Origin of the sequence: Solitalea canadensis DSM 3403, from assembly GCF_000242635.2 — a bacterium.
Classification (GTDB): domain Bacteria; phylum Bacteroidota; class Bacteroidia; order Sphingobacteriales; family Sphingobacteriaceae; genus Solitalea; species Solitalea canadensis.
In genome coordinates, this window is sequence record NC_017770.1 from 4,249,953 (window position 1) to 4,274,346 (window position 24,394).

The following is a 24,394-nucleotide window of genomic DNA, read 5'->3' on the forward strand; positions in this document are numbered from 1 at the left end:
ATTAATAAAGTGCCTTTCGGTTATTCAATTTGCTATTAGCAAGTTGGGGTAATTTTACAGATACAACTGATGACGATGGGACATCTGTAAGTGTTTTCATAAAAGCCACCAGATTCCTTTTCTCCTGAGCTGATAAATTTAACTTATCAAAAGGAAGGGTTAAGTAAGGCAGATCAGCACCAATACCAGCAGCTCCTCCTTTATCATAAAAATCAACCACTTCTTCAAGCGTTTTAAAAACACCATTATGCATGTAAGGAGCTGTTAATTCAACATTCCGTATCGTTGGCGTTTTAAAAGAGAATTTGTATTGTTCGTAAGCAAATAATCCGTACTTCCCTAAATCATTGTCAATACTGGTTTGCTTAATGGTAGCCGGAACTCCAATAACTTCCGACTCGCTTTTTTCATAATTGGGCGGTACGGTTCCATTAAATAAAGGAGCAAAGTGACAGGTTCCACACTTCCCTTTTCCCATAAAAATATTGAAACCTTCAATCTCCTGCTTACTCATTTTCGACTTATCTCCCCGAACATATTGATCAAAACGGGAGTTAAAGCTTTTTAATGACCGAATATAGGAGGCCAATGCATTTTTTATTGTCTCATCAGATATAGGTTGTTTCTTTTGAGGAAATGCTGAAGCAAAACGCTGTTGATACTCGTTACTTTCCGACAGTTTTAAAACAGTTTTTTCAAAAGAGCCATGCAATTCAGCCTTGTTATTAATAACGGCTGCCGCCTGATCTTCGAGATTTGCAACACGACTATCGTAAAACTGAGCTTTTTGAAATCCTGCGTTCAATAAAGTAGGTGCATTTCTTTCAATCGAGGTTTTTCCCTCAAAAGCAATACTTTTTTCCAAACCATCAGAAAAAGCTTTTTCAGGTTGATGACAGGATACACATGCCCTGTTTCCGTTTCCGGATAATACAGGATCGAAAAACAACAACTTTCCTAACGCTACTTTTTCTGCTGATGAATGTGCTTCAAAATCAGCTGTAAAAAAGTTAGCATCAAAAGCCTCTGGGACAAACAGATTTTTTGCACTTGTATTGACTGCTCTAAGGGCTTTAAACGGTGTTATCCCTTCATTTAATTGTAGCTGAAGTAATTCTTCTGACAAGTGATTTGCGAACTGAGTAATAAATACCATTCTGTCGAAAGAATTAAAATCGGCATTGTTTTGAAGATACTTTATTGCCTTGTCGCCCCAGGTTGCATTATTTTTATAACGTACTAAAGTCTGTTGCATCCCTTTTATAGACGCAGCTGCTTCCAAAACTGAATTTTGTGATTCAGGAGTATCAAACCCCGAAATACCCATGGCTATGATTCGATAAACCTCCAGGCGCATGGCATCAAAAAGATGCTGAGAAGTTATCGGGGTAGTTTGTGCCTGCTCTGTTAAGCGGTTCATTGTCATTAGTAACGAATGAACATGCGCTATTAACTCGGTTTTTCGAGATTTATCATAAACAGGAAATAAATAGGCTTCGATTACCTGAAAACCTTCAGGTGAAATGACCTTATTATCATATACTTCAATTTCATCCAATGGCGCTCCATTAATAAAATCGGCTGTATAGGGACTAAAGTATTCAACCAGATATTCGATCTTTTTATATCGTAAACGTGCTGCACGTAAATTCTGTTGAAGGGTCTGTTCATCAACACCAATCCTGGTATTTTCTTCAAGCACTGCTATCGACGAACGTAAACTGTCGATATCAGTAAGATACTGCTCCCTGACATCTTGCTCTATGTTTTCTTTTTTAAAACAAGCCTGAAAACATCCGACAATTGCAGATAACAATACAATAACAATGATTTTTTGCATGATGGAAAATTTAAAAACCCTCCGGCCTTGGCTCGGAGGGTTTAAACTTTATATTGAAAGAATTACTAACGAGGAAGTCCTTTTAAAATAACAACTTCACTACCCTGTTTTTCTGTTTTACGTTTGCTTCCGCCATCAACTCCTGCAAATTTATCGTCTTTCCAGGTATGCGGCTGAATACAAAGAACAAATGAATCCGGAATACCGATTACATCTGAGACATCGATTAAACCTCCGTATTCCCAATCACCAAACTTTGACAATCCGTTTACATTGTAAGTCGCGGCATCAGGAGCTGTACGGTGATGGTCTAGTTCAAATACTTTTTTAAGTTCTTTAGTTGCGATATTGTATTGATAGATATAAGCATCATGTGTTTCGGTTCCATAACCGTTCGAATCTTCCTGAACGTACACATAGTTTTGAGTAACGCAGATATTGTCAGGATTTTGGAATTCTTTAGCTGGTCCCGTTTTATCGTCTCCATCCAGAATAACTTCAAGCTTACCCTTTAATGGATTTGAAGCATCTAAAGTAATTTTATAAACACGGCCCCAAACAGTACGAGAATGATCAGCGTTATCGCCGCTTGCATCTTGTCCTGTTACGTTAAAATATACTTCGTGTGCATTTGCTGCACTTCCCTTGCGATAATCAACATCCTCTACACGACCAAATTTGATTGCCTTTAACGGATTAACTAATTCCTGGATTTGTGCTCCGGTAAGGTTTAAATGGTTATCAATTTTTGCAAACTCAACATCATATTGCTTTCCAACGGTCATGTCGGTTTCTTTTTGAACACCATCAACACGCTTAAGCATGTACAATGAGCCGGAAGTAAGATCACCGGTATTAGCTACATACATTGCAACCTGTCCACCTGTAGCATCAGAAGCATCTTCGCCCATTACAATTACTGTTTTACCAGGATAAGCGTTCTTGTTCAATGGCACAGAGTTTTCACCACTCCAATGACCTAAAGCAGGAATTCCACGGCTGGTGCTGTTAGGCAAAACGGTACTTTGGAAAGGGTCGATTTTATGAGTCATTGCCTCTACATTGCTTTCTCCCACAGAGAAATAATACGGGCCAAAACCATGTTCTTCCGGAGTAACCATTGTACCCGAACAAAGTCTCCATTGTCCGCCATCAGAGTTTAACGCATAAGAGCCTTTTACAGGTTTCAATGTTTCATCAAACTCTACGCGAGAAACGGCATAATTATCTTCGTTATTTACAAACATAACATATCCGCCATTAGGATTTTTAATCATCCCAACACCATCTGCTGAACCACCGAAGCGATAATTGGTAAATTCATCGGCGCTGCTGATTAAAGTATATGCTTCGATCTTTTCGAAGCCAGAAAGTTTCTTAAGAAAAACCGGAGTAGTGGAGTGATTTTTTAATACCACTTTACTTATTTCAGGTGTCTCTTTCTTTGTGTCATCATTTTTGCAAGCAGTAACTCCAAAGCAAACTGCTGCTGATAGTAGGCTGAGTTTTGTAAACTTGTTCATCAGGTAATTATTTTCTGCCACGAAACTAGCAGCCCAATATAACCTTGGTTTTAGCCCGCCTTTAAATTACTGTTAATGAATAATTTGTAATCATTACAAATAGGATGTACTAAAAACAAAAAAAGCCGGTTGAAGAACCGGCTCTTGTATTACTCTTATTCAGCTTATTCTCCTCCGAGAAGTGAACTTATGAAATGTGATAAAACACCAGGGAACGTCAGGATAGTGAATACCACTCCGGTTAAAGCTCCATAAAAGTGAGCATCGTGATTTACGTTGTCCTGCTGATTTTTAGATGCGTACACACAGTAGGCCAGATAAAGCGGACCAAAAATAAAGGCCGGAATACCGATTGGTATAAACATCATGCTGATCTTCATTTGGGGCATAAACATAATCATGCTAAAAAGTACAGCTGCAATGGCTCCTGAGGCACCTAAACTATAGTATTGAAAATTGTTCTTATGTTTTATGATGGATGAAATATCACTAAGCACCAATGATACCAGGTACAAGCCTGCAAACAACCAATGCCCCATTGGCCCTTTTGCCATTACAAATATGGTTTCTAACGGAAAGGCAAAAAAGTAGAACGTCATCATATTAAACAGTAAGTGCCAAAAATCGCCGTGCACAAAACCGCTTGTTAGAATGGTATAGTACCTACTTCCTCTTTTAATACTATAAGGATGGAGACTTAATGCATAATTAACATCATGATTGAAATACAAAGCGTAACCACTGGTAAGTAAGGTAAAGGCAAAAATTATTGACGCCACAGGCGTATTCTGAAGTGCTTCCTGCATATCTACTATTAAAGGGGCCTAAGATAGTTGTTTTGAACGAAATCAGGACTGATTAATGGGAACAACATTTAAATGTTCACGCTGAAGCATGTGTTCAGGAACCACCTTATTTATCTCAGCCATTAAGGCATCAATCAATCGTTTTTTTACATAAGTCCGGTGTGTTACTGCACTCACCTCCCTTACTGGCACAGGACCACTAAAGTTTCTTACTTGGGCTTTCTTTTCTTCCGACAGATCATTTACAGCTAACTCTGGTAAAATGGTAATTCCGTTGTTAAGCTCCACCATCTTTTTCAGGGTTTCAATACTACCGGCCTCGTATTCAAAATTGTTATCCTCTTTTAGCTGATTATGTAAATGACACAAATTCATGATCTGTGAGCGCATACAATGACTTTCCTGTAATAGCCAAAGTTTCTTTATATCGATATCATCAGCTAAAACATATTGTTTATTCATGAGCTCATTGGCCTTAGAAACATATACCACCAATTCTTCATAAAACAACGGATATTCATAAATGCTGCCATCATTTAAGGGAGTAACCAAAATTCCGGCATCTAAGCGGTTATGCTTTAAATGATCTACGATATTTTCGGTGGTTTCTTCCCAAACACTGATCTTAACTTTAGGATATTTTTCAAGGAATGAATTTAAAAACAAAGGCAGCAGGTAAGGGGCCAGGGTTGGAATAATTCCTAATCGTAAATGGCCTTCAATCTCACCAACCTTATTTTTAACGATTTCTTTCAATCGCGCTGATTCCTGCAAAATCACTCTTGCCTGAGCTATTACTTCTTTTCCTGCTTCGGTAGGCAATACCGGTTGTTTACTCCGGTCAAATAATCTTATTCCCAGTTCCTCTTCCAGCTTTTGTATTTGCATGCTTAATGTAGGCTGCGTTACGAAGCAATTATCTGCAGCGGTTGCAAAATGTCTGAAGGTGTCTACTGCTACTATGTATTCTAACTGTGTAAGTGTCATTTCAATAGCAAAGTTAATAGAATTTATCTATTGCGTTATAAAAACAATCAATTTGATTTATACAGCACATAGGAATAACTTTGGAAATAATGAGTAAATTAATGAATGAAAAACATTCATAATTAACATCTTATAATCAACACGAAAATCTAATAATCAGATAAGCCATGGAAGAAAAAAAGAAATTAACCACTGCATCGGGTCGACCGTTTGTCGAAAATGAAAACACCCAAACCGTTGGTCCACGCGGTCCGATTTTAATCCAGGATTTCATCTTACATGAGAAAATGGCGCATTTTAATCGTGAGCGTATACCGGAGCGTGTAGTGCACGCCAAAGGCTCGGGCGCCTATGGCACTTTTACAGTTACTAATGATATTTCTAAATACACAAAAGCTAAAGTTTTCAATGGCATTGGAAAACAAACCAAAGTATTTCTCCGCTTCTCAACCGTTGGAGGCGAGAAAGGATCGGCAGATACTGAACGAGATCCACGCGGATTTGCACTTAAATTTTATACCGAAGATGGCAACTACGACTTGGTTGGAAACAATACTCCAGTATTTTTCATAAAGGATCCCAAAAAGTTTGGTGACTTTATCCATACACAAAAGCGTGATCCGTTTACCAACTGCAAAAGCGCTACTATGATGTGGGATTTCTGGTCGCTGAATCCGGAGAGCTTACATCAGGTATTAATCCTAATGTCTGATCGTGGCACTCCTTATGGTTATCGCCACATGGATGGATTTGGGAGCCATACATTCTCTTTTATCAATAAAGACAATGAACGTTTTTGGGTAAAATTTCACTTTAAAACGGAGCAGGGTATTAAAAACTTCATCAATGATGAAGCCGTGAAGATGAAAGGTGAAGATCCGGATTTTGCCCAGCGAGACTTGGTTCATGCAATTGAAAATGGCGATTTTCCAAAATGGAAATTGAAGATTCAGATCATGACTCAGGAACAGGCAAAGACATTCCGTTGGAATCCATTTGACTTGACCAAGGTTTGGCCTCATGGCGACTATCCGTTAATTGAGGTTGGAGTACTGGAACTTAACCAAAACCCAGATAACTATTTTGCCCACGTAGAGCAATCAGCATTTGCTCCTGCACATGTGGTCGACGGAATTAGTTATTCTCCGGATAAAATGTTGCAGGGCCGTATTCTATCCTATCCGGATGCCCATCGTTATCGTTTAGGAACCAATTACGAGCAGTTGCCTGTCAATCGTTGTCCGTTTGCAGTGAACAATTACCAACGTGACGGTTCTATGCGTGTGGATGGAAACGGAGGAGGTGCTCCTAACTATTTCCCTAATAGCTTTGATAACATTGTTGCTGATCCAAGTTATAAAGAACCTGCTTGGGAGTTGGAATCTAACGTTGCCGACTGGTACGATCGTAACGCCCCTGGCGATGATGATCATTTCACTCAACCAGGAAATCTGTTCCGTTTGATGACGGACGAAGCTAAGAAAAATACCATTAGCAATATTGTTGGCGCCATGAGTGGCATTGACGGTCCAAAACGATTGGACATCATTAACCGTCAGCTTTGTCATTGGTTCCGTGCCGACCCACAATTAGGTGCAGGTATAGCAATCGGCTTAGGTGTTGATGTTTCAGCGATGATGCCTAAAACAGAAGCAAGTAATTAGTCCGATACTAAATAATAGGTTGTGTTAGTTAAGAGGAGCCTTTCGGGGCTCCTCTTTTTTGTATTATTCGATTATTTTGCATTTAAGTGTAGATAAGGAGGTTCTATATTCATTAGCATTTTCAAAACTGGACCAGCTATTAGTTAAGTTGAGGAATAGTTTTGTATTTGATTTTGTAAGTAATCTTGTTTTTAAACGCTTCATGTGTATTAAATCTAATACCAGAACGGGTTTCACAAATTTCAGTCGGATAACCATCCTCGTTGAATTTACCTTTATAATCGAATGTTTCTAAAATTTCAACATCATAACTATCCTTTTTCTTAATACAAATTTTTGATGGATTACTGTCAATTGGATGTAGTATTGAAGAAAGTATTAGCATTAAAATATCTTTATTCTTTATGTTTTTGCCCCAATAGTTTTTGTTGTCATAGGTATACGTTGTGGCCCCCATAAGTTCGAATGAGCTGGGACTTTCCGGATTTATAGAAGCTAAGTCACCATTCACATAGCTAAAGTTTAATTTTCCTATATGATTTTTAAATGATATTAACCTGTTATTGCTCCAAACAAATTCCGTACTATCTGAAAGTACTAAGTCCCAATAGATAGGAGCTGGAGGATATTCTCCATTTTCGTCAGGAGGCACAGTTGGCCAGAATGGGTCTACGTAACCAGCCAAGTTTTCCGTTCGATAACCGCTCGCCTTATCAGTATTAAAACTAAATGTATATATCGGTGGCCCCCAAAGATCACTTCCCTGATCTGTTGTGTTAACAGTATGCAACTTGTTGCTTTTATAATCGAATGTGTACCCATAAAATGACACTCTGGAATCGAAATAGGAGGAAATATCAATTGAGGACAAATCTCCCTCATCATTTAAATAGGAAAAAAATAACTTAGTTGAATCAACCCCCTCCTCACTCTCGGGGAATAAAGTCATCTCTGTTGGTAGATACTTGAGATTTGTTTTCCCTTTCTTAAGTGCAGGATCATTTTCTGAGGGGATATCTTTCTGACAGCCAATGACAGAAAAACATAGCATTAGTAGATAGAGAGCGTAAGTTTTCATTGCTTTAGCTATTCGTTAGATTGAGGGATAGTTATATATTTGATTTTATAGGTAGTATTAATTGTAATCGGTTCATTGGTATTATACCTGACACCAGAATATGTTTCACAAATTTCAATCGGATAACCATCCTCATTGTACGTACTCGTGTAGTCATTAGTCCCTAGAACCTCAGTATTATTGTTACCCCTCCATTTAACACATATCTTTGTTGGGTTTTGTTCTACCGGATCAAATATCCTAAAGAGCAATATTAAAACATCCTTATTCTTTATGTTTTTAGCCCAATAGCTTTTGTTCTCATAAGTGTAAGTTTTAGTACCAAATTGCATCTCAAATGAACTTCCACTCTCAGGCTGAATAGATGTTAAAAGTTCATTGTCATAATTAAAGGTTAATTTGCCGTATTGATTTTGAAGAAATGCTAACTTATTGTTGCTCCATGCAATTGTTGTAATGCCGTCTGAAAATTCTACGTCCCAATAAATGGGAGCCGGAGGATATTCTCCATTTTCATCCGGCGGCATTGTGGGCCAGAAGGGATCTACGTAATCAGCCCAATGGCCTGTCTCGTAGCCACTAGCTTTATCGCCATTAAAATTAAATTTGTGTACAGAAGGACCCGATAATTCAATATATTCACCTTCTCTACCAACAGTGTGCAACTTATTGTTTTGATAAGTAAAGTGATGTGTGTCGTTTGACTGCCCTGAAGGAAAATAATAGTTTTCACTGATAGATGCTAAATCTCCCTCATCATTATAATATGAAAAAGCAATTTTTGCAGAATCAGCATTTTCCTGTTCATCATACAGGATAACCAGTTCAACTGGCAAATATTTCAGATTTGTGTTTTCTGTTGTCTTAAGTACGGGATCATTTTCACCTATTATATCTTTCTGACATCCAATGACAGCAAGACATAGAATTAGTAGGTAGAGAGTGTAAGTTTTCATAGAATTAGTGATTAGAATTAGTGATTAGAATTAACTTTTTTATAGGTAATATTAACATCAGTACTATCAGTCAATGTTCCGGACATATCACTATAATACTCCATCTTTTTATGAGAATATAATGGAAAGCCGGATGGGTTATAGATGGTGTTATGATAAGACAAGTGTCTACTCTCTCGTTCGATTCGACGATTATCACTTATAGAAAGATTTGTTATATCATTTTCAACTGGATATATCCAAGGAATGTCTATTATACCCGTAAGGAACAGTAACTCTTTGCTTTTAATATCATTTGCCCAGTACTTGTTAGCATTAGTGTTAAAACTAAAAATTAAAGACGCCTTGTCATAGTCATTGCCACCCCCAACAAAGTAATGATCCAACACATTATTTGAATTATAATGAAACCATGCAGTGTCATTGGATGCTCCATTGATATTATAATTGAAGTATATCTCACTTAATCGTCCATTTTGTCGCTTTATTTTATAATCTATTACTTCGTTACCTACATAGTTGATTTCAGTAAAAGCACATACTTCTTTTTTGTTATAAGAAAACCTATATTCTATAGACAATTGATTCCTACTATAGAACTTGATGTTATCAACCTCTTTATTTCCATTGTAGGTAAAACGAAATTCATATCGCCCCCAAATTATTCGGTCTAAATTGCCTAGATCATCCTTGTAGTAAAAAGATAGAGAGTCCCATTGTGAATTTTTATAAACTAATGGCAGGTAGCGGTCCTTTTTACATTTACAATTCTTGTCTTTTTTTGCTGCTAATTCAGCTTCCGTTTCACCTATATCTTTCTGACATCCAATGACAGAAAAACATAACATTAGTAGATAAAGAGCGTACGTTTTCATAGAATTAGAGATTAGAATTAGTGATATTACATACTTCATTATTTTTTGTATAAAAGTTAATCTTTGACTTTATTTCTTTACAACAATCTTCCGGTAGGTAATTCTTTTTTCGGAAATCTGGACGTTGCGTTAATTGCTTACTATTTTTTGATAATAGATTTTGCGTTGATCATTATAATATTGTGGACCACTAGCATCTAAAGTTGCTACCATTGAACTCTTGAGGAAAATCGGATAATTTGCATCATTGTACTGTATTTCGGAATAACTGGCACGCTTATCCAATACAAAATCAACTTGCTGTATACTTATAATGTTATTTTTTGTAGGAAAAATATCCATTAGCTCTGAAATACTTATATAGGATAAAAGCTCCTTCGATTTTACATCTTTGGCCCAATAGTTTTTATCATTACTGATGAAATCATAATAATATCCCCAGCCTGCATCATCTTTGTAACTACGAGCTAATGCTTTAGCATTATTAATATCTTCATAAAGAAAATACCTGGGTCTAAATTCTGTAGCATCATAGAATCTTTCCAGAACTACAATGGTATCATTTTCAGTAGAATTAAAGATTAAATCAAAATAAGGAATGCTAGGTCTATTAGTTCTGAAGAAAGAACATTTAGCTAATTTACCCTCTTTATTGGTAATTAAATAATAGCCCTTGTCATAATAATCCACTCGATGGAGTTCATTATCACTGTTATAATGAAATTTAATAACTCCGTTTCTTCTGCTTGACGTTACACAAGAAATATTGCCATTGTTGTCATGATAGCTGATTCGAATGGTGTCTACTAAAGAATTGTCTAAACTGCTATCAACTATCATTACAGGCAAATAGCGTTCTTTGTTGTATTTACCATCCTTATCATTTTTAGCTGCTAACTCAGCATCACTTTCACCTATATCCTTCTGACATCCCATGACAGAAAAACATAGCATCAGTAGATAGAGAGCGTAAGTTTTCATAGTTGTTGTAACCCAAATTATTTGACGATTATCTTTTCATAGAATGTTTTGATAGTGGAATTATACTTCTCATAAAACCATCCATCGCCTTCCCAATGAATGGCTTGCTCCTGAACAGTTCGAATAGGATAATCATGTTCATTGTATTCCGCTTCAAGTACTCGAATTGTATCGTATGTGAAGTCTATGGAACGCCTGAAAGATGACATATTGTTGATTTCTTTTTGCGAAGGAACTATTCGTGCTGGATTAACATTTCCGCTAGGATCTGAGAAGATCAAAAAATACAATTCCTTATTCTTGATATCTTTTGCCCAATAATTTTTCTCATTCGTTTCATACAAGGCATTAATACTATTCCATGGGTGAACTACACTCCAACTGAGTATTTTGTTGGGTTCCTTAGGATTTAAGTATTGATATTTCTGCTGAGCGCCATAAGTCGGTTCAATAATATTTGTTTCAATAACTTCTTTTAATGCATCTTTATTCCAATCTAGCGTCCATTCAAGCTGAAATTCTGAACTTCCATTTTTTAGTTCATATTTTTTACACTTGTAAATTTTATTGTTTTTATAAGTAATTAAATACTCATAGCGTAAACCATACCATTCAAAGTATTCAACTTTGGTAATTTCGGTTTTATCATTGTAGTAAACTTTAAGATACGGGCCACCATCCTTACCCATTCGTATTAAACTTAAATTGCCCACCTTGTCATGATATTCAAAGCGCATTACTAAAGCTGTTGTATCTTCAAGCGTTCTTTTAACAGGCAGATACAAAATCTTACATTTACAATCCTTGTCTTTTTTAGCTGCTAGATCAGCTTCATTTTCGGCTATATCTTTTTGACATCCGATGACAGAAAAACATAGAATTAGGAGATAGAGAGCGTAAGTTTTCATAGTATTTAGAGGTTAAATTTGATTTCTATTTATCCACTAGACATGATACATAGTATAAATTTTAATTAATCACTTTTCTGTAATAAACGTGCGTTGTAATCGTAGGCTGGGGAGAAACATATTCTCCTTCATAAAAAACAGACTCCTTTTCCCAATAGGTTGGATATCCCGCTACGTTGTAAGTCTTATTAACGTAGTTTGTTGATATGATAATGGGATTATGGCTTAGATTATCAAGATAAGATGCTGAAGAGATATCTTTTTGGGCAGGAAGTACTTCAAAAAATTGCACGGCTTGACCAAGCAATTCTTTATTTTTTATATCCTTTGCCCAGTAGTTCTTAGCATCACTTACATAGTTGTTATTTCCACCTGTCTCATATTGATTTAAGTAATTATAAGCATACAATGTACTATCATTATAATGAAACTTACGGACTAATGTATCGCCAAAAACAGGATGCATTACCCCTTCTATCTGTGTATAGTTGCTATAGTAACTAAACCTTCCTACTTCATAGCCATTTGCAAACTTCCACGGTTTGTTGTCTTTATAAGTGATAAGGTATTCTGAAAATAAAGTAGAGTCGCCATTGCCCTTTAACTGAACTTTTACTATTTCATTATTACTGTTATAAAAAAATAGCAAAGTAGACCATGAGGATTTTATACTACTTAAATTTCCGATACTATCCTTGTAGCTGAGATCATACGTTTGAGCATCAATAATGATTTTAACAGGTAAATAAAGGGTGTCTTGTGTTATAACATTCGATGTATTATTACCGGAACCGCCAGAAGTAAGCCAATCCATTTCTTTCTGGCAGCTTGTACAGAAAAGAGATAAAATCATGAAGTGGAAAAAGTGTTTTTTCATAAAAGATTTATAGATGTATAATTATTACTTTTCAAATTGGTGCTAAATGCTAAAGGCTAATGGCACATTAACAGATTTTAAGGAACGTGCAATGGCCTTTTATTATTCTAGTTGGGAGAAATTAGGAGACTTTTTCCATATCGCGGTAGGTTCTTTACGATTATCGTGGCAGCCAACAAATAAAATAGCAGAAGCTATAAGGTAGATAGAGCGCATTTTCATAGTTAGTCAGATTTTTTGTTTTAAATAGCAGTACATTAAATTACAAAAAATCTGACAAACAATTACTTACATTTTTTATTTAAGCAAAATTACTTCAAATAAACAGGTTGCAACAATCTCATAATGGGGTAACGGTTATGCGTTGGTTCGTAATATGGAGATTGCTTATAGATAAAATCAAGCTGAGCGTAGGCGCTTTGCGCAAACTTTGGATCGGTCTGGCGTTTTGCATCTAGCCTTGCTTTTAAACTCGGGTCTTTCTTTAGCATTTCAGCAGCCATGTCTTCAAATAAGTAATCAGAAAAACCTTCTTTTTGACCTAAGACACTATCAAAAAAATTCCAGTTAAAATAGGAATCGATAGCTTGTGGCTCCAATGTTTCAACAATGTATCTGTTTACCGGTTGATCGACTTGAACAACATAATCGCCCTTATAGAACTTAACGCTCATCGTATCTTTTCTCAATTGAACAGCTGAGTGATTATAATGGCCTTCGTATGGACGCTGAGCTGTTTTATAATCGGTAATTCGATACATCTCGCCATTTAGAGTCATGTCTTTACCTAGTTGCTTCAGCTGAACGCCATTCAATTTTAATAACTCAATAACCTTATGCCATGATTGCGGTATTACATAGGCCCATGGTTTCTCAATCGACTGAGTCGGCTTAAAATCATTACAGTAATCGATTGTTTTTTCGTACGGTTGATTGTGGTCGTAAAACAAACGATCAAGTCCGCTTACTTCACTTGATTTGTGAACACCTTCAAATCCTTTGAAAGTAAGTGTCGCTTTTTTAGCTGTATCCAGCTCCCAATTAAGTGGAAATGTTTTCTGCGTTTTTATCGATTCATCTGCCTTCCTCTTCGTCTCAACTATCTGCTTGGCATCCTTCTCCACTATATTCATCAGCTCATCCATAAAACCATAGTTTGCCCATACACGTTGATCAAAAGGTTTCCACATATGAGTTTCAACCACAAAACCTATGCTATTGAATAATGTACTATAACCGGTGCTATAACGAGGTGAATCATTGAAACCTTCGTATCCTTTATCAGGAGTATCGCCCCAAACATTTACATAAGGAATCATTTCAAACTTACGTTCTTTCATCTTATCCAGTAAAACCGGAATGAGTTGTGTATTCATATAAGCAGAAACGGCAGGATTTAATTTGTCTTTCTGAGTTGCGATATAGGTCATTATGTATTGATAATCGGCACCATTGCTAGTATGATTATCCACAAAAACTTCGGGTTTCCACTCCTGGAACAGCTGTTGGAACGATTGTGAGTTACGTGAATCAGTTTTGATGTAGTCGCGGTTAAGATCGAGATTCCGGTAGTTGCCTCTGAAACCGTACTCTTTAGGTCCATTTTGATTCACCCTTGAATATGGACTACGGTTCAACATTCCGTCAATATTATAGACTGGAACAAAACACAGTACCACATTCTCAGGGAGTTTCTTTTTCTCTAAGAGATCACGGATAAGCATCATGCTAGCATCGATTCCTTCGGGCTCTCCGGGATGTATTCCATTGTTAATTAAAACAACAGCTTTCCCTTTGGCACGTAACGATACCGGATCAAAATCCTTTGATTTTGAGAGAACAAGCAGATTTAATGGTTTACCGATATCTGTGGTGCCATACTCAAGAAATTTAGCTTCAGGGTATTTTTGAACGATCTGCTTGCAAAACCCGATGAGTTCCTGGTAGGTTGCAGTTTCAGTTCCTCCACTTTTTTCGAAAGGAGTTTGTTGTGCGTAACTATTTAATGAGAGGGCGCAAACAGCTAAAAATGGAAGGACTTTCTTCATAAAACCTATGGATCGAATAAAGCCCTAAAATAGAAACTTTTGAATATTGCCCCTCTTTTTTTCTTACATCAGCAACCTGTCTATAGCCAAAGCAAGCTCACGATCTTTATTTGTCACCGTATTTCCGGAATCATGAGTAGTAAGGTGGATTTCAACTTTATTGTATACGTTGGACCACTCAGGATGATGATTCATTTTTTCCGCTAATAAAGCAACTTTAGTCATGAAGCCCCAGGCTTCCACAAAGTTTGAAAACTGAAAAGTTCGGGTTAGTTTACTATCAACTTCAGCCCACATAAGCGTTATGAATTGGTGTAGCCTAAATTTAGCAATTTCATGTAGCAACATTGCTATAATGCATTCATTTCTTCGCGAATTTTCTTAGGCAATCCTGCCACCACCAGATCATAGGAGTCATTAAGCCAACTGGCAATATCATTATCACTCAGGCTACCGTCAAACCGAACAGCGTTCCAATGTTTTTTGTTCATATGATAAGCGCCCTCAACCTCTGCAAATTTTTCCCTAAGCTCTATGGCTTTCTCCGGCTCACACTTCAAGCTGCAAACAGTAGGATTACTAATGCTGATAAGACAAAACATTTTGCCCATTACTTTAAATACCAACGCATCATTATCAAAAGGGAATTCTTCAGTAACTCCTTTTTTGCTGACACATAACTCTCGTAATAGTTCAATATTCATAGGGTATAAGATTTTAAGACTTGCGCAAAGTGTGCTATTTCCGTTTATAAAAATACAATGTTGGAACCAATCCTTTACGGCTTTCTATTTCACTTATTGTATAATAACCGCTATTATCGTTATTAAAGCCCACCGCTTCTCCCTGCATTTCCCTTTGATAGGGTAATAATTCGGGAGTTGCTGTTAATGCCTCGTTTATCGATTGCCCTTCCAATCGCTTCCAATAATAAATGCGGTAATAATCTTTGATGATTATTTCTTTACCATCAGAAGAAATGCTTCCTCCTGTGGCCTGACTTATTGGCAAAGAGCCTATATACTCTAACTTTGTTGATTTGATTGAATTTTGCGGAAATTTTGCTCTATAAATAGTAGCCGTTTTCCCCTTAGTAACGATATACAGATCTTTTGTTAGCGGATCAAGAAGTAAAGTTTCCGCATTATGCCTTCCATCGGGGTATTGAAAACGAAGCTTGTCTGGCCGATAAACCTTACTTTTTATAGGTAAGGAAGCATTGGTAAGATTAGGTTCTTCAAAGCGATATACAATGGCTGCGTTCATTAATTTAAAGTTATCGCCTATATCTCCTACATAGATGTAATGTTTACTTTCTTCAGGACCTCCTCCAACAGCAATATCTTCCCAATCCCAGTTTTTTCGACCTTTAAGCTTTAAGCTGCCCTGATATTCGCCCTTTGTATTGAGCAGATAAACTTTATTCGGGCAGAAACTATCTTCATGAACATATAAAAGCTCTTTATTGGTTCTGCCGGAAGCAATACCTGAGATTTCTTTTAGTGCATTATTGTTAACTGCAATCTTAGCATCAAATACAAACCGGTTATTCTCCTTTAGTCCGGACCAAGAAGTAACTGGAGTTGGACTTGTTTTCTGGCTTTTACAAGAAGACAGGCCTAAAAAAGTAATTGCTGTTATTCTTACTATTAAAGATCGCATAAATGTATTTTTTACCCCATCCCCGACCCTTCTCCTAAAGAAAACCGAAGAGAGCTCCCTTCTCCTAAAGGAGAAGGGCCGGGGATGAGGTCCTCCTTTTATGACAATAATTGATGCACTGCCGTTTTATCCAGTTGCTTTATAAAATTATCCTCAGCCACTATTAACGATTCAGCTAAATGGCTTTTACTTTGCTGCAGGTCGAGGATTTTCTCTTCAACGGTATTTTTGGTAATAAATTTATAAACCATCACCTGATTTTTCTGCCCGATGCGATGTGCCCGGTCAATAGCCTGAGCTTCAGCCGCCGGATTCCACCAAGGATCGATCAGGAAAACGTAGCCTGCTTTTGTAAGATTCAGTCCTGTTCCTCCGGCCTTCAACGAAATAAGGAATACTTTTACTGTGTCATCATTCTGAAAACGATCAACCTGGTACTGTCGATCTTGTGTCTGTCCGTCAAGATATGAATAGGCAATCTTTTGTTCTTCCAGGTATTGCTTCATCAACTGCAGATGCTGAGTAAACGAACTAAATACCAACACCTTGTTTCCTTCTCCTGTTACCGTTGAAAGCATTTCCTTTACCTCTTCAAATTTACCTGAATCACCTTCATAACCACTATCAGCCAAAATAGGATGGTTAGCCATTTGACGAAGTTTCATTAAGCCTTTTAATAGCATAAATCGACTTTTATCCACACCGAACTCATCCATACTCTCAAAAATCATTTTCCGGCAATCGGCTTTGATCTTTTCATAGGCATTTTGTTGTTCATCGCTCATTTCGACATAATGAACATTTATTACCTTATCTGGCAACTCATTAGCCACTTGCGACTTCATTCTGCGAAGAATAAACGGACTTATCATTGCCTGTAATCTTTTAGCTTTTTGTTCGTCTCCTTTCTTTTCGATCGGCTGCAGGAACTCTTGTTTAAAGTAAGTTTGGGTACCCAATAAACCCGGATTGATAAAATTCATTTGCGACCATAAGTCCATTATTGAATTTTCTACCGGTGTTCCGCTCAAAGCCAATCTGTGTTTGCACTGTAGTTCCATTACGGCCTTAGTAATGGCAGATGAGGGATTCTTTATTGCCTGCGCTTCATCTAATACAATATAATTAAAGTAAAACGACTTAAACAGATCGATATCTCTTGATAAGATTGGATAAGAAGTAATAACCAGATCATAAGCTGCAAAATGCTTGTTTTGTTTACTTCTTTCAGTTCCGGCATGCAATAAAATCTTTAAACCAGGAGTAAACTTATAGGCTTCCAAATGCCAGTTATAAATTAACGATTTAGGCAGTACCAGTAATGAAACATGCTGATCTGCATTTTCTTTCACACTTTGCAACAACGACAATGTCTGCACTGTTTTCCCAAGCCCCATGTCATCTGCCAGGCATCCACCCAAACCATACTCATTTAAGAAACGCATCCAGTTATAACCCGCCTTCTGATAAGAGCGAAGCTCTCCGGCAAAACCATGAGGCATTGTATAATCTTCAATCTTAGCAACATCCCGCAGTTTCTCTAAACGATCCGTCAGCTCAACATTAACCAGCTGGCCTTGTTCCAGCTCCTTTACTAAAGCATAATGATGTTTTTGCAAGATCATTTCCTGGTTATCGGTTTCCTGCATAAAATTCATTAACCCTGAATAATGCTCAATCCATTTCTCAGGTATAACAGCTATTTCTCCAGTAGGAAGCGAAAACTCCGTTTTACCACTGGTAATCAAGTCGTAAATCTTACGAAAAGCGATTTCATATTCTCCAAAACGAACACGGGCTTTAACTTCAAACCAATCGCGCTCCTCATTTACTGAAAGCTCAATGGTTGATTCGCCAAGAAAATACTTCTTAATCCCGGCTTTAGTTCCATGAGGTTGTTTTAGTTCAATACCATGTTCAGCAAATTCAGCGTGGAAACGATCGATCCAACCAAAGGCTTTATCTTTTGTCCATGCAAGCTTCTGTGCACCAAGCATAAGACCTCGTTCGGCAAGCCATTCAACAACTTTTTGCTCAAAGCTGCTGTTCCGGTTTACTTTATAAAAAACAGGACGGGTTGTATTGTAATCAAGCTTCACAGTGTTTCCTCCCAATCCAGCTCTAAACTGAAACTTATCGTATAAAAAATGAAGCTCAAAAACCATTTTAGATTCCGACTCTGCTTTTACTACAGCAAATAGGTCTTGTTGAGCAGTTGCTTCTTCTTGTAACTGCAAAACCGGCATCGGTTTATCTGTTGCATAGTTTACATCAAATCCGTCCGCTTCAATATCTCCTGATGCAAGTACCTTAAGCACAAATTGTTCAAAATATTCCTTTTCCTTTTCAGCAGGAACCACAATTGATGATTTAGTAAGAAATGGCTGAAGCTTTTTTCCATCAACAGCTCCCTCAAAATAATAAACCAAATTTTGATGGATTAAAACAGTTGGCTCGGTACTGAACAAGAAGGTTTGCGGTAAACTCAAATCCAATTCCTGTTTATCTGCACTTACTTTCAGCGAATATGAAAGTTCGGCTTCATTTCTTTTAAAGGAATAACCAACCATTGCTTTATTTTTTGCAAAGGCTAATTGTGACCACAACGGAGGCCCTTCTTTTGTAAAAAAGCAAATGATCTTGTTTAATGCCAACTCCAGAAACTTAAGCCGCAAACGATCTAAATGCTGACGAATATGTATTCTTACAGGATCTAACGTCTTATTCGTTTTGCCCGTTTCGTAATACTTAGTGATGAACTGCTGAAGGTTCTTTACGTCTTTATCTTTAAACTTTTTGACAATTTCCTGCGGATTCATTTGCTCTGAGAGCACCACTAATTCTTTATCATTCGTATCAGCAGTTGAGAAAAAATCAGTTAAGTTTTTCGATGTAATTCCACGATAGGTATAACTGCGATTTCCTTCCTCATCCAGTTGGATTAGGTAAGGTTCTACAAGAAATCCAAATTGAGGGTGACGAACTAATGTATAAATAAGTTGTTGGGTTTGGCCGGTATTTGTCATTGTATAACAAAACTACACAGAGTTTTTTCTAACGCAAAGTCCATGATACCCTACATACTCTAACCAGCTTTGTTTCTTGCAAGTAATTTATTTGGGCGCTCTGTAATAAATTTTTGTCGGACCAAAATAATAGTTAACCCCCAGCCAAAGGGCACTGTACCAGTCTGTCTTTTTATTTCCGGGAGAACCTTCATAACCGTCCAATATATCACTAAAGCTAAAATTGAACTGATAATGAAGATTGATTGCGAAGGGAACCTTTCCTTTTTTGGTACGATACTTAAAATTTATCCCGGCTTGCACCGGAAATGAATACTCCGTTCCGTCAAAATTTTCACCTTCTGTAAATGTGCCATCAGAAGTGGTATAATCAAACGGCTTAATTTCTGCAACATCATTCTTAATTAACGTAACCCCGGCCCCTATGTAAATATCATTAATAACCCTGCGCCACGTTGTTGCATTATTTCGAAGAAAATCTCCTAGCCCCAAATTATAGGTTACCGAATAAGAAGAGTAGTTGTTTTTGAATTTGCGCAAATCAGCATCTTTTCCGGCCTGCAATGTGCCTACCTGGATATCAAGCGCAACAAAGCTAAAGGGAGATGGATTATAATGCAAAGCTCCACCAAAAACCGTACTTAGGTTATCATTCGTTGCATCCATATACGAGGTGGTAATCCCTCCAAATGCTTCTATGCCAAATCGGTTATATTCAATCTGAGCTTTAGTATTCATTGTGAAAATCAAAAAAAAGAGCAAGAGGAAGGTGCATTTTTTCATGGATATGAATATTAGCTATTTAACCTATAATTTATGAAAATTATTCGATGTTTCAGAATGTGAAAATTAAGATTGAAGGGGATCATATGTGTCATGCTGAGGAACGAAGCACCTGTTTCTTTTAAGCGTTAGAACTAACAGATCCTTCCTGCGTCAGGATGACAAGCTCATGTTACATAAAGTGAAGTCTTTACACTATAAAATTAGAGGCCCCTTATATTCACAAAACAAAAAGCCCAAAACTTCATATAATCTTCATTATCCGAATCTAATATTGTCAAGGTTTAGATTCCTCTCTGAACCTTAGTTTAGTGACTGATTAATGCCAAAGTTGTTTCGGCTAAGCCGGGACAACTTTATTTTTATGAATGCATTTCTATCTGTCGGTTCATCATTTTTTTTCGCAAATTTGAGGAAATGTCATTCGAACTGCTTTTACACAATATTTCTCAGCACATCGATCTTCAGGATGAGGAGAAAGCCTATTTTACTTCCCTATTGCGTATTAAGAAATTAAAACGTAAACAATTTTTGTTACAGGCAGGAGATATTGAAACTCACCAAACATTTGTGACATCCGGATGTCTTCGAAGTTATTCAATTGATGGAAACGGATTTGAACATATCTTACAATTTGCTCCTACCAACTGGTGGATCGGCGACATAAATAGCGTTATTAATAAGTCACCGGCTACACTATATATAGATGCCCTTTTTGAGAGTGACCTTATACTGATTTCAAGAGATGATTTAGAAAAAGTATATAAGCAGATCCCTTCTTTTGAACGTTACTTTCGAATCCTGGCCGAAAATGCATTAGTAACTCATCAGCGCAGATTACTGGATAATCTTACCCTTTCCGCTAAAGACCGTTATACCAATTTTTGTTTGCGTTATCCATCGTTAATTCAGTGCTTACCGCAGAAATACATTGCTGCATACATTGGGGTTACTCCTGAATTTTTGAGTAAGATGCTTAACTCAAAGCAACTTTCTAAGTAAATTCTTAATCTGTATTAATTATTTCTCTTAATCTAGATTATTTGTTACAACATCAATTCAAAGTAAATTTGTATTACAACAAAAAGGAGAACAGTATGAAAAAGGCAATCGAAAGAATTATTCAACGTCCGTCACGACATGGAATGGTTGGTGACGGTTTCAGAGTATACAACTATATACCGGGAGCAAACATTGAGCAAAGAAGGATTAGTCCTTTTTTGATGCTCGATTTTAACCCTGAATTTGATTTCGGACCGTCTGAGAAAGTTAAGGGTGTTGACGTACATCCGCACAAAGGTTTTGAGACAGTAACCGTAGCTTATAAAGGAAGCGTGGCGCATCACGATAGTAGTGGCAACAGTGGTGTAATCAATCCCGGAGATGTACAATGGATGACAGCCGGAGCAGGAATTCTGCATAAAGAATACCATGAGAAGGAATTCTCTAAAAAAGGTGGTCCGTTTGAAATGGTTCAGCTTTGGGTAAACCTGCCCAAAAAGGATAAAGGGGTTGCTCCGCATTACCAAGCAATAACTGCAGAACAAATGAGCAAGATCGATCTGCCAAATAATGCAGGTAGTATTGAGGTAATTGCAGGATCTTTTAACGAAACCAAAGGACCGGCTTCAACTTATACACCGGTAAACCTGTCAAACATTAAGCTGAATAACGGTGGTGAAGTGACTACATCAACACCGGCAGACTTCAACACTGCTTTGTTAGTAATAAATGGCAAGATTACTGTAAATGGTGAAGCTGTTAACGAGCATAATTTTGTTCTATTTAAGAATGAAGGTGAAGAAATTCACATCAAGTCGGAAGGAGAAAGTATAGTGTTGTTATTAAGCGGCGAGCCTATTAACGAACCGATTGTAAGCTACGGACCATTTGTAATGAATACCGAAGCTGAAATCAGAGAAGCTATTTTAGACTTTCAAGCTGGTAAGTTTGGTACGTTAGATTAATAAAATTTAGCTATTGACAGTTATATCAAAAGTATCACGTTTAGCTTTAGACTGAACTTTATTTTCTGTCGTCGCTTTCCGCGAGACTTACTTTTTTCATGCAGTGTTTCATTTCAAAGGTATTCAAGAATGCTTCGCATGTTTTTCTGCAGCGAAAAAAAGTAAGCAAAAAACGCTCTCGGCTAAGCCGAGACTGCATACAGTTCTCCCGCAGTTTCTGCTAGAATTTGATTCAATTCTGCCGAACTGTACAAGGCGGAATTGAACATATGTCAGGGTTAATTGTCAATTATTAGCCCTGATTAATGCAAAGGAGTAATTTTTCAAGCGATAGGATTCCCCTTTAGGGGCTAGGGGTATAACCTATGGACAAAGGAAACTTGCCTTTTTCTACAAAAACTCCGATAACCATTAGATAATCAGGCACATTTCTTGGTTTATTATTTATCTTCCAAACAATCTCATTTTATGAAGAAATCCATTGAACATATTCTTCTCGGACGTGAAAAGCACATAACAGAAGAAGAAACGGTATTGCAACCCTTGCCACATAAAGATTTCCGCTTTGCGAATCCATTTATCGTACTCCATCATATGCGTCCGGCAGAAATTCCGGCGGGTTCGGTCCAACGTATTCATCCTCATCCCCATCGGGGTTTTGCTCCGGTAACGTTTATGCTTCAGGGTGAAGGTTATCATAAAGACAATGCTGGTCATGACGAAACTGTCAAAGCAGGAGATGTACAATGGATGTTTGCTGGAAAGGGATTACTACATAGTGAAGGTCCTTCAGACAACATTTTAAAAAATGGCGGCACACAGGAGTTCCTACAGTTATGGGTAAATGTTCCAAAAGCGCATAAATGGGATGATCCCAGTTACCAATCTGCCACCAAAGATCAGCTACCGCTTGTATTTCAGCAAGAAGGGTTAAACCTGCGATTGGCAAGTGGTACTTACGATGGTTTAACAGGTCCTATAAAAAGCTTTACACCTGTTATCTCTATTTTCGGATCCGTTGCTTCAAACAAGCTGTTTCGCTTTCATGCAACTCCGGGATATTGGACTTTACTCTATATCGCCAAAGGCTCAGTTACCATTAACGATCTTCAGAAAGTAGAACAGCATAATCTCATTGTTTTTGAGAAAGACAATGACGAAATATTTATTACAGCTGAGGAAGATACTGTTTTGCTGTACTTATCGGCTGAGCCAATTGATGAACCTGTTGCCGCAAAAGACAATTTTGTGATGAACACTGCAGAAGAAGTAGAACAAGCTATTACAGACTATAAAAACGGCGTTTTTGGTAGTTTGAGTTATTGATCACAGCAATCTGTATTGATAGATCTTTTTAATAAAACTCCAAAACTTCATGGGGTTTTATTAATTTAAACCCATGAATCGAATTGATCGCATCTCGGCCATATTAATCCAACTTCAATCCCGTAAAGTAGTTAAAGCACAAGACATTGCTGATCGCTTTGGCATAAGCTTGCGTACCGTTTACCGCGATGTAAAAACGCTTGAGGAGGCCGGAGTGCCGATTATCGGCGAAGCTGGTGTTGGCTACAGTATTGTGGATGGATATCGTCTTCCTCCTGTTATGTTTACCAAGGAAGAGGCTACTGCTTTTCTAACTGCCGAAAAACTGATCGAGAAGTTTACCGATAGCTCTACAGATGCGATGTTTAAGTCGGCTATGTACAAGGTTCGATCGGTATTAAAATCTACTGAAAAAGACCTGCTAGAAAGCATGGAAGATCATATCGAAGTTTTACGAAAATATACTCCTTTTCATGCTTCATCTCTTGGCAATACTTTACAAACCCTGCTAAAAAGCATCTCCGAGAAAAAGGTAATTCAATTGGAATACAAAGCCTTCGCTTCAGTTGACAGAACGGTCCGTAAAATTGAGCCTGTTGGTATTTTTTATTCGAGCGGATATTGGCATACTATTGCTTTTTGCCGTTTACGCAATGATTACCGCGATTTCAGGACGGATCGTATGTTAAAGATCAATGTTACCGATGAATCATTTTCTGGTGCGCACCCCACTTTAAAAGCCTATTTCGAACAATTGGCAAGGGAAGAAAACTTGGAAAAAGTGGTAATTAACATCGACAAATCAACTGCACGATACCTTACTGATGTAAAATATTATTATGGTTTTGTTAGTGAGATTGAGTTTGATGATCATATTGAGATGACCTTCCTTACTTCACAGTTGGAGATTTTTACCCGGTGGTTTACCACTTTCGCTGATCGCGCAGAAATCATCTCTCCAGAGCGACTTCATGACTACCTGAAGGACTTTATCGAAAGAATTTCAAAAAAAATCAACACTCAGTTTTCCTACTGACATAGGGCTGTCACATGGTGTTTGTTCCTTTGAATAAACAAACACTAAAGC

General features: G+C 37.4%; 22 protein-coding genes. 6 read left to right on the forward strand and 16 right to left on the reverse strand.

What is annotated here, in order from left to right; genetic code table 11:
- Position 1: 1 nt before the first annotated feature.
- From SOLCA_RS17830 to SOLCA_RS17845, 4 genes are all read right to left on the reverse strand, one after another.
- Complete coding sequence (locus SOLCA_RS17830; protein ID WP_014681866.1) at positions 2 to 1,840, reverse strand: cytochrome-c peroxidase; 1,839 nt, start codon at positions 1,838 to 1,840, stop codon at positions 2 to 4.
- 65 nt (positions 1,841 to 1,905) lie between these two features.
- Positions 1,906 to 3,363, reverse strand: a complete 1,458-nt coding sequence (locus tag SOLCA_RS17835) for a PhoX family protein (protein WP_014681867.1) — start codon at positions 3,361 to 3,363, stop codon at positions 1,906 to 1,908.
- 164 nt (positions 3,364 to 3,527) lie between these two features.
- On the reverse strand, positions 3,528 to 4,169 hold the full coding sequence (locus SOLCA_RS17840; RefSeq protein ID WP_014681868.1) for a rhomboid family intramembrane serine protease: 642 nt from the start codon (positions 4,167 to 4,169) through the stop codon (positions 3,528 to 3,530).
- 42 nt (positions 4,170 to 4,211) lie between these two features.
- Positions 4,212 to 5,156 carry a hydrogen peroxide-inducible genes activator gene (locus SOLCA_RS17845; protein WP_014681869.1) on the reverse strand — a complete coding sequence of 315 codons (945 nt, stop codon included), beginning with the start codon at positions 5,154 to 5,156 and terminating at the stop codon, positions 4,212 to 4,214.
- Between the two features lie 167 nt (positions 5,157 to 5,323).
- Between SOLCA_RS17845 and SOLCA_RS17850 the strand changes: the two genes are divergently transcribed.
- A complete protein-coding gene (locus SOLCA_RS17850) occupies positions 5,324 to 6,820 on the forward strand; it encodes a catalase (RefSeq protein ID WP_014681870.1) in 1,497 nt (498 codons plus the stop codon).
- Positions 6,821 to 6,959: 139 nt separating this feature from the next.
- On the opposite strand, the gene SOLCA_RS17855 is transcribed toward SOLCA_RS17850, so the two are convergent.
- The 6 genes from SOLCA_RS17855 to SOLCA_RS17880 all read right to left on the reverse strand — a co-directional run bounded on the left by SOLCA_RS17855 (position 6,960) and on the right by SOLCA_RS17880 (position 12,495).
- Positions 6,960 to 7,898 (reverse strand): hypothetical protein, encoded by a 939-nt coding sequence (locus SOLCA_RS17855; RefSeq protein ID WP_014681871.1) that lies wholly within the window; start codon positions 7,896 to 7,898, stop codon positions 6,960 to 6,962.
- Positions 7,899 to 7,906: 8 nt separating this feature from the next.
- The gene (locus tag SOLCA_RS17860) at positions 7,907 to 8,854 is read right to left on the reverse strand and encodes a hypothetical protein (protein ID WP_014681872.1); all 948 of its coding nucleotides are present in this window, start codon (positions 8,852 to 8,854) and stop codon (positions 7,907 to 7,909) included.
- A 17-nt stretch (positions 8,855 to 8,871) separates the two neighbouring features.
- On the reverse strand, positions 8,872 to 9,729 hold the full coding sequence (locus SOLCA_RS17865; RefSeq protein ID WP_014681873.1) for a hypothetical protein: 858 nt from the start codon (positions 9,727 to 9,729) through the stop codon (positions 8,872 to 8,874).
- 129 nt (positions 9,730 to 9,858) lie between these two features.
- Positions 9,859 to 10,710: a hypothetical protein gene (locus SOLCA_RS17870; RefSeq protein ID WP_014681874.1), complete on the reverse strand. Its 852-nt coding sequence runs from the start codon at positions 10,708 to 10,710 to the stop codon at positions 9,859 to 9,861.
- A gap of 17 nt (positions 10,711 to 10,727) precedes the next feature.
- Complete coding sequence (locus SOLCA_RS17875; protein WP_014681875.1) at positions 10,728 to 11,618, reverse strand: hypothetical protein; 891 nt, start codon at positions 11,616 to 11,618, stop codon at positions 10,728 to 10,730.
- 61 nt (positions 11,619 to 11,679) lie between these two features.
- Positions 11,680 to 12,495, reverse strand: a complete 816-nt coding sequence (locus tag SOLCA_RS17880) for a hypothetical protein (protein WP_014681876.1) — start codon at positions 12,493 to 12,495, stop codon at positions 11,680 to 11,682.
- Between the two features lie 46 nt (positions 12,496 to 12,541).
- Between SOLCA_RS17880 and SOLCA_RS23265 the strand changes: the two genes are divergently transcribed.
- Positions 12,542 to 12,700, forward strand: a complete 159-nt coding sequence (locus SOLCA_RS23265; protein ID WP_014681877.1) for a hypothetical protein — start codon at positions 12,542 to 12,544, stop codon at positions 12,698 to 12,700.
- A 106-nt stretch (positions 12,701 to 12,806) separates the two neighbouring features.
- Here the strand turns inward: SOLCA_RS23265 and SOLCA_RS17885 are convergent, their stop codons facing one another.
- From SOLCA_RS17885 to SOLCA_RS17910, 6 genes are all read right to left on the reverse strand, one after another.
- Positions 12,807 to 14,543, reverse strand: a complete 1,737-nt coding sequence (locus SOLCA_RS17885; RefSeq protein WP_014681878.1) for a M14 family metallopeptidase — start codon at positions 14,541 to 14,543, stop codon at positions 12,807 to 12,809.
- Between the two features lie 63 nt (positions 14,544 to 14,606).
- Positions 14,607 to 14,840 (reverse strand): 4a-hydroxytetrahydrobiopterin dehydratase, encoded by a 234-nt coding sequence (locus SOLCA_RS17890; RefSeq protein ID WP_042481622.1) that lies wholly within the window; start codon positions 14,838 to 14,840, stop codon positions 14,607 to 14,609.
- Between the two features lie 53 nt (positions 14,841 to 14,893).
- Positions 14,894 to 15,247, reverse strand: a complete 354-nt coding sequence (locus tag SOLCA_RS17895) for an MmcQ/YjbR family DNA-binding protein (protein WP_014681880.1) — start codon at positions 15,245 to 15,247, stop codon at positions 14,894 to 14,896.
- Positions 15,248 to 15,281: 34 nt separating this feature from the next.
- Positions 15,282 to 16,205, reverse strand: coding sequence for a hypothetical protein (locus tag SOLCA_RS17900; RefSeq protein WP_014681881.1), 924 nt, complete (start codon positions 16,203 to 16,205; stop codon positions 15,282 to 15,284).
- 98 nt (positions 16,206 to 16,303) lie between these two features.
- A complete protein-coding gene (locus SOLCA_RS17905; protein ID WP_014681882.1) occupies positions 16,304 to 19,231 on the reverse strand; it encodes a DEAD/DEAH box helicase in 2,928 nt (975 codons plus the stop codon).
- Positions 19,232 to 19,318: 87 nt separating this feature from the next.
- Positions 19,319 to 19,969, reverse strand: coding sequence for a hypothetical protein (locus SOLCA_RS17910; protein ID WP_042480123.1), 651 nt, complete (start codon positions 19,967 to 19,969; stop codon positions 19,319 to 19,321).
- Positions 19,970 to 20,431: 462 nt separating this feature from the next.
- Between SOLCA_RS17910 and SOLCA_RS17915 the strand changes: the two genes are divergently transcribed.
- The 4 genes from SOLCA_RS17915 to SOLCA_RS17930 all read left to right on the forward strand — a co-directional run bounded on the left by SOLCA_RS17915 (position 20,432) and on the right by SOLCA_RS17930 (position 24,343).
- Positions 20,432 to 21,016 (forward strand): Crp/Fnr family transcriptional regulator, encoded by a 585-nt coding sequence (locus SOLCA_RS17915; protein ID WP_014681884.1) that lies wholly within the window; start codon positions 20,432 to 20,434, stop codon positions 21,014 to 21,016.
- 95 nt (positions 21,017 to 21,111) lie between these two features.
- A complete protein-coding gene (locus tag SOLCA_RS17920; RefSeq protein WP_042480126.1) occupies positions 21,112 to 21,981 on the forward strand; it encodes a pirin family protein in 870 nt (289 codons plus the stop codon).
- A 468-nt stretch (positions 21,982 to 22,449) separates the two neighbouring features.
- Positions 22,450 to 23,307 (forward strand): pirin family protein, encoded by an 858-nt coding sequence (locus tag SOLCA_RS17925; RefSeq protein WP_014681886.1) that lies wholly within the window; start codon positions 22,450 to 22,452, stop codon positions 23,305 to 23,307.
- A gap of 73 nt (positions 23,308 to 23,380) precedes the next feature.
- Positions 23,381 to 24,343, forward strand: coding sequence for a helix-turn-helix transcriptional regulator (locus tag SOLCA_RS17930; protein ID WP_014681887.1), 963 nt, complete (start codon positions 23,381 to 23,383; stop codon positions 24,341 to 24,343).
- Positions 24,344 to 24,394: the final 51 nt, after the last annotated feature.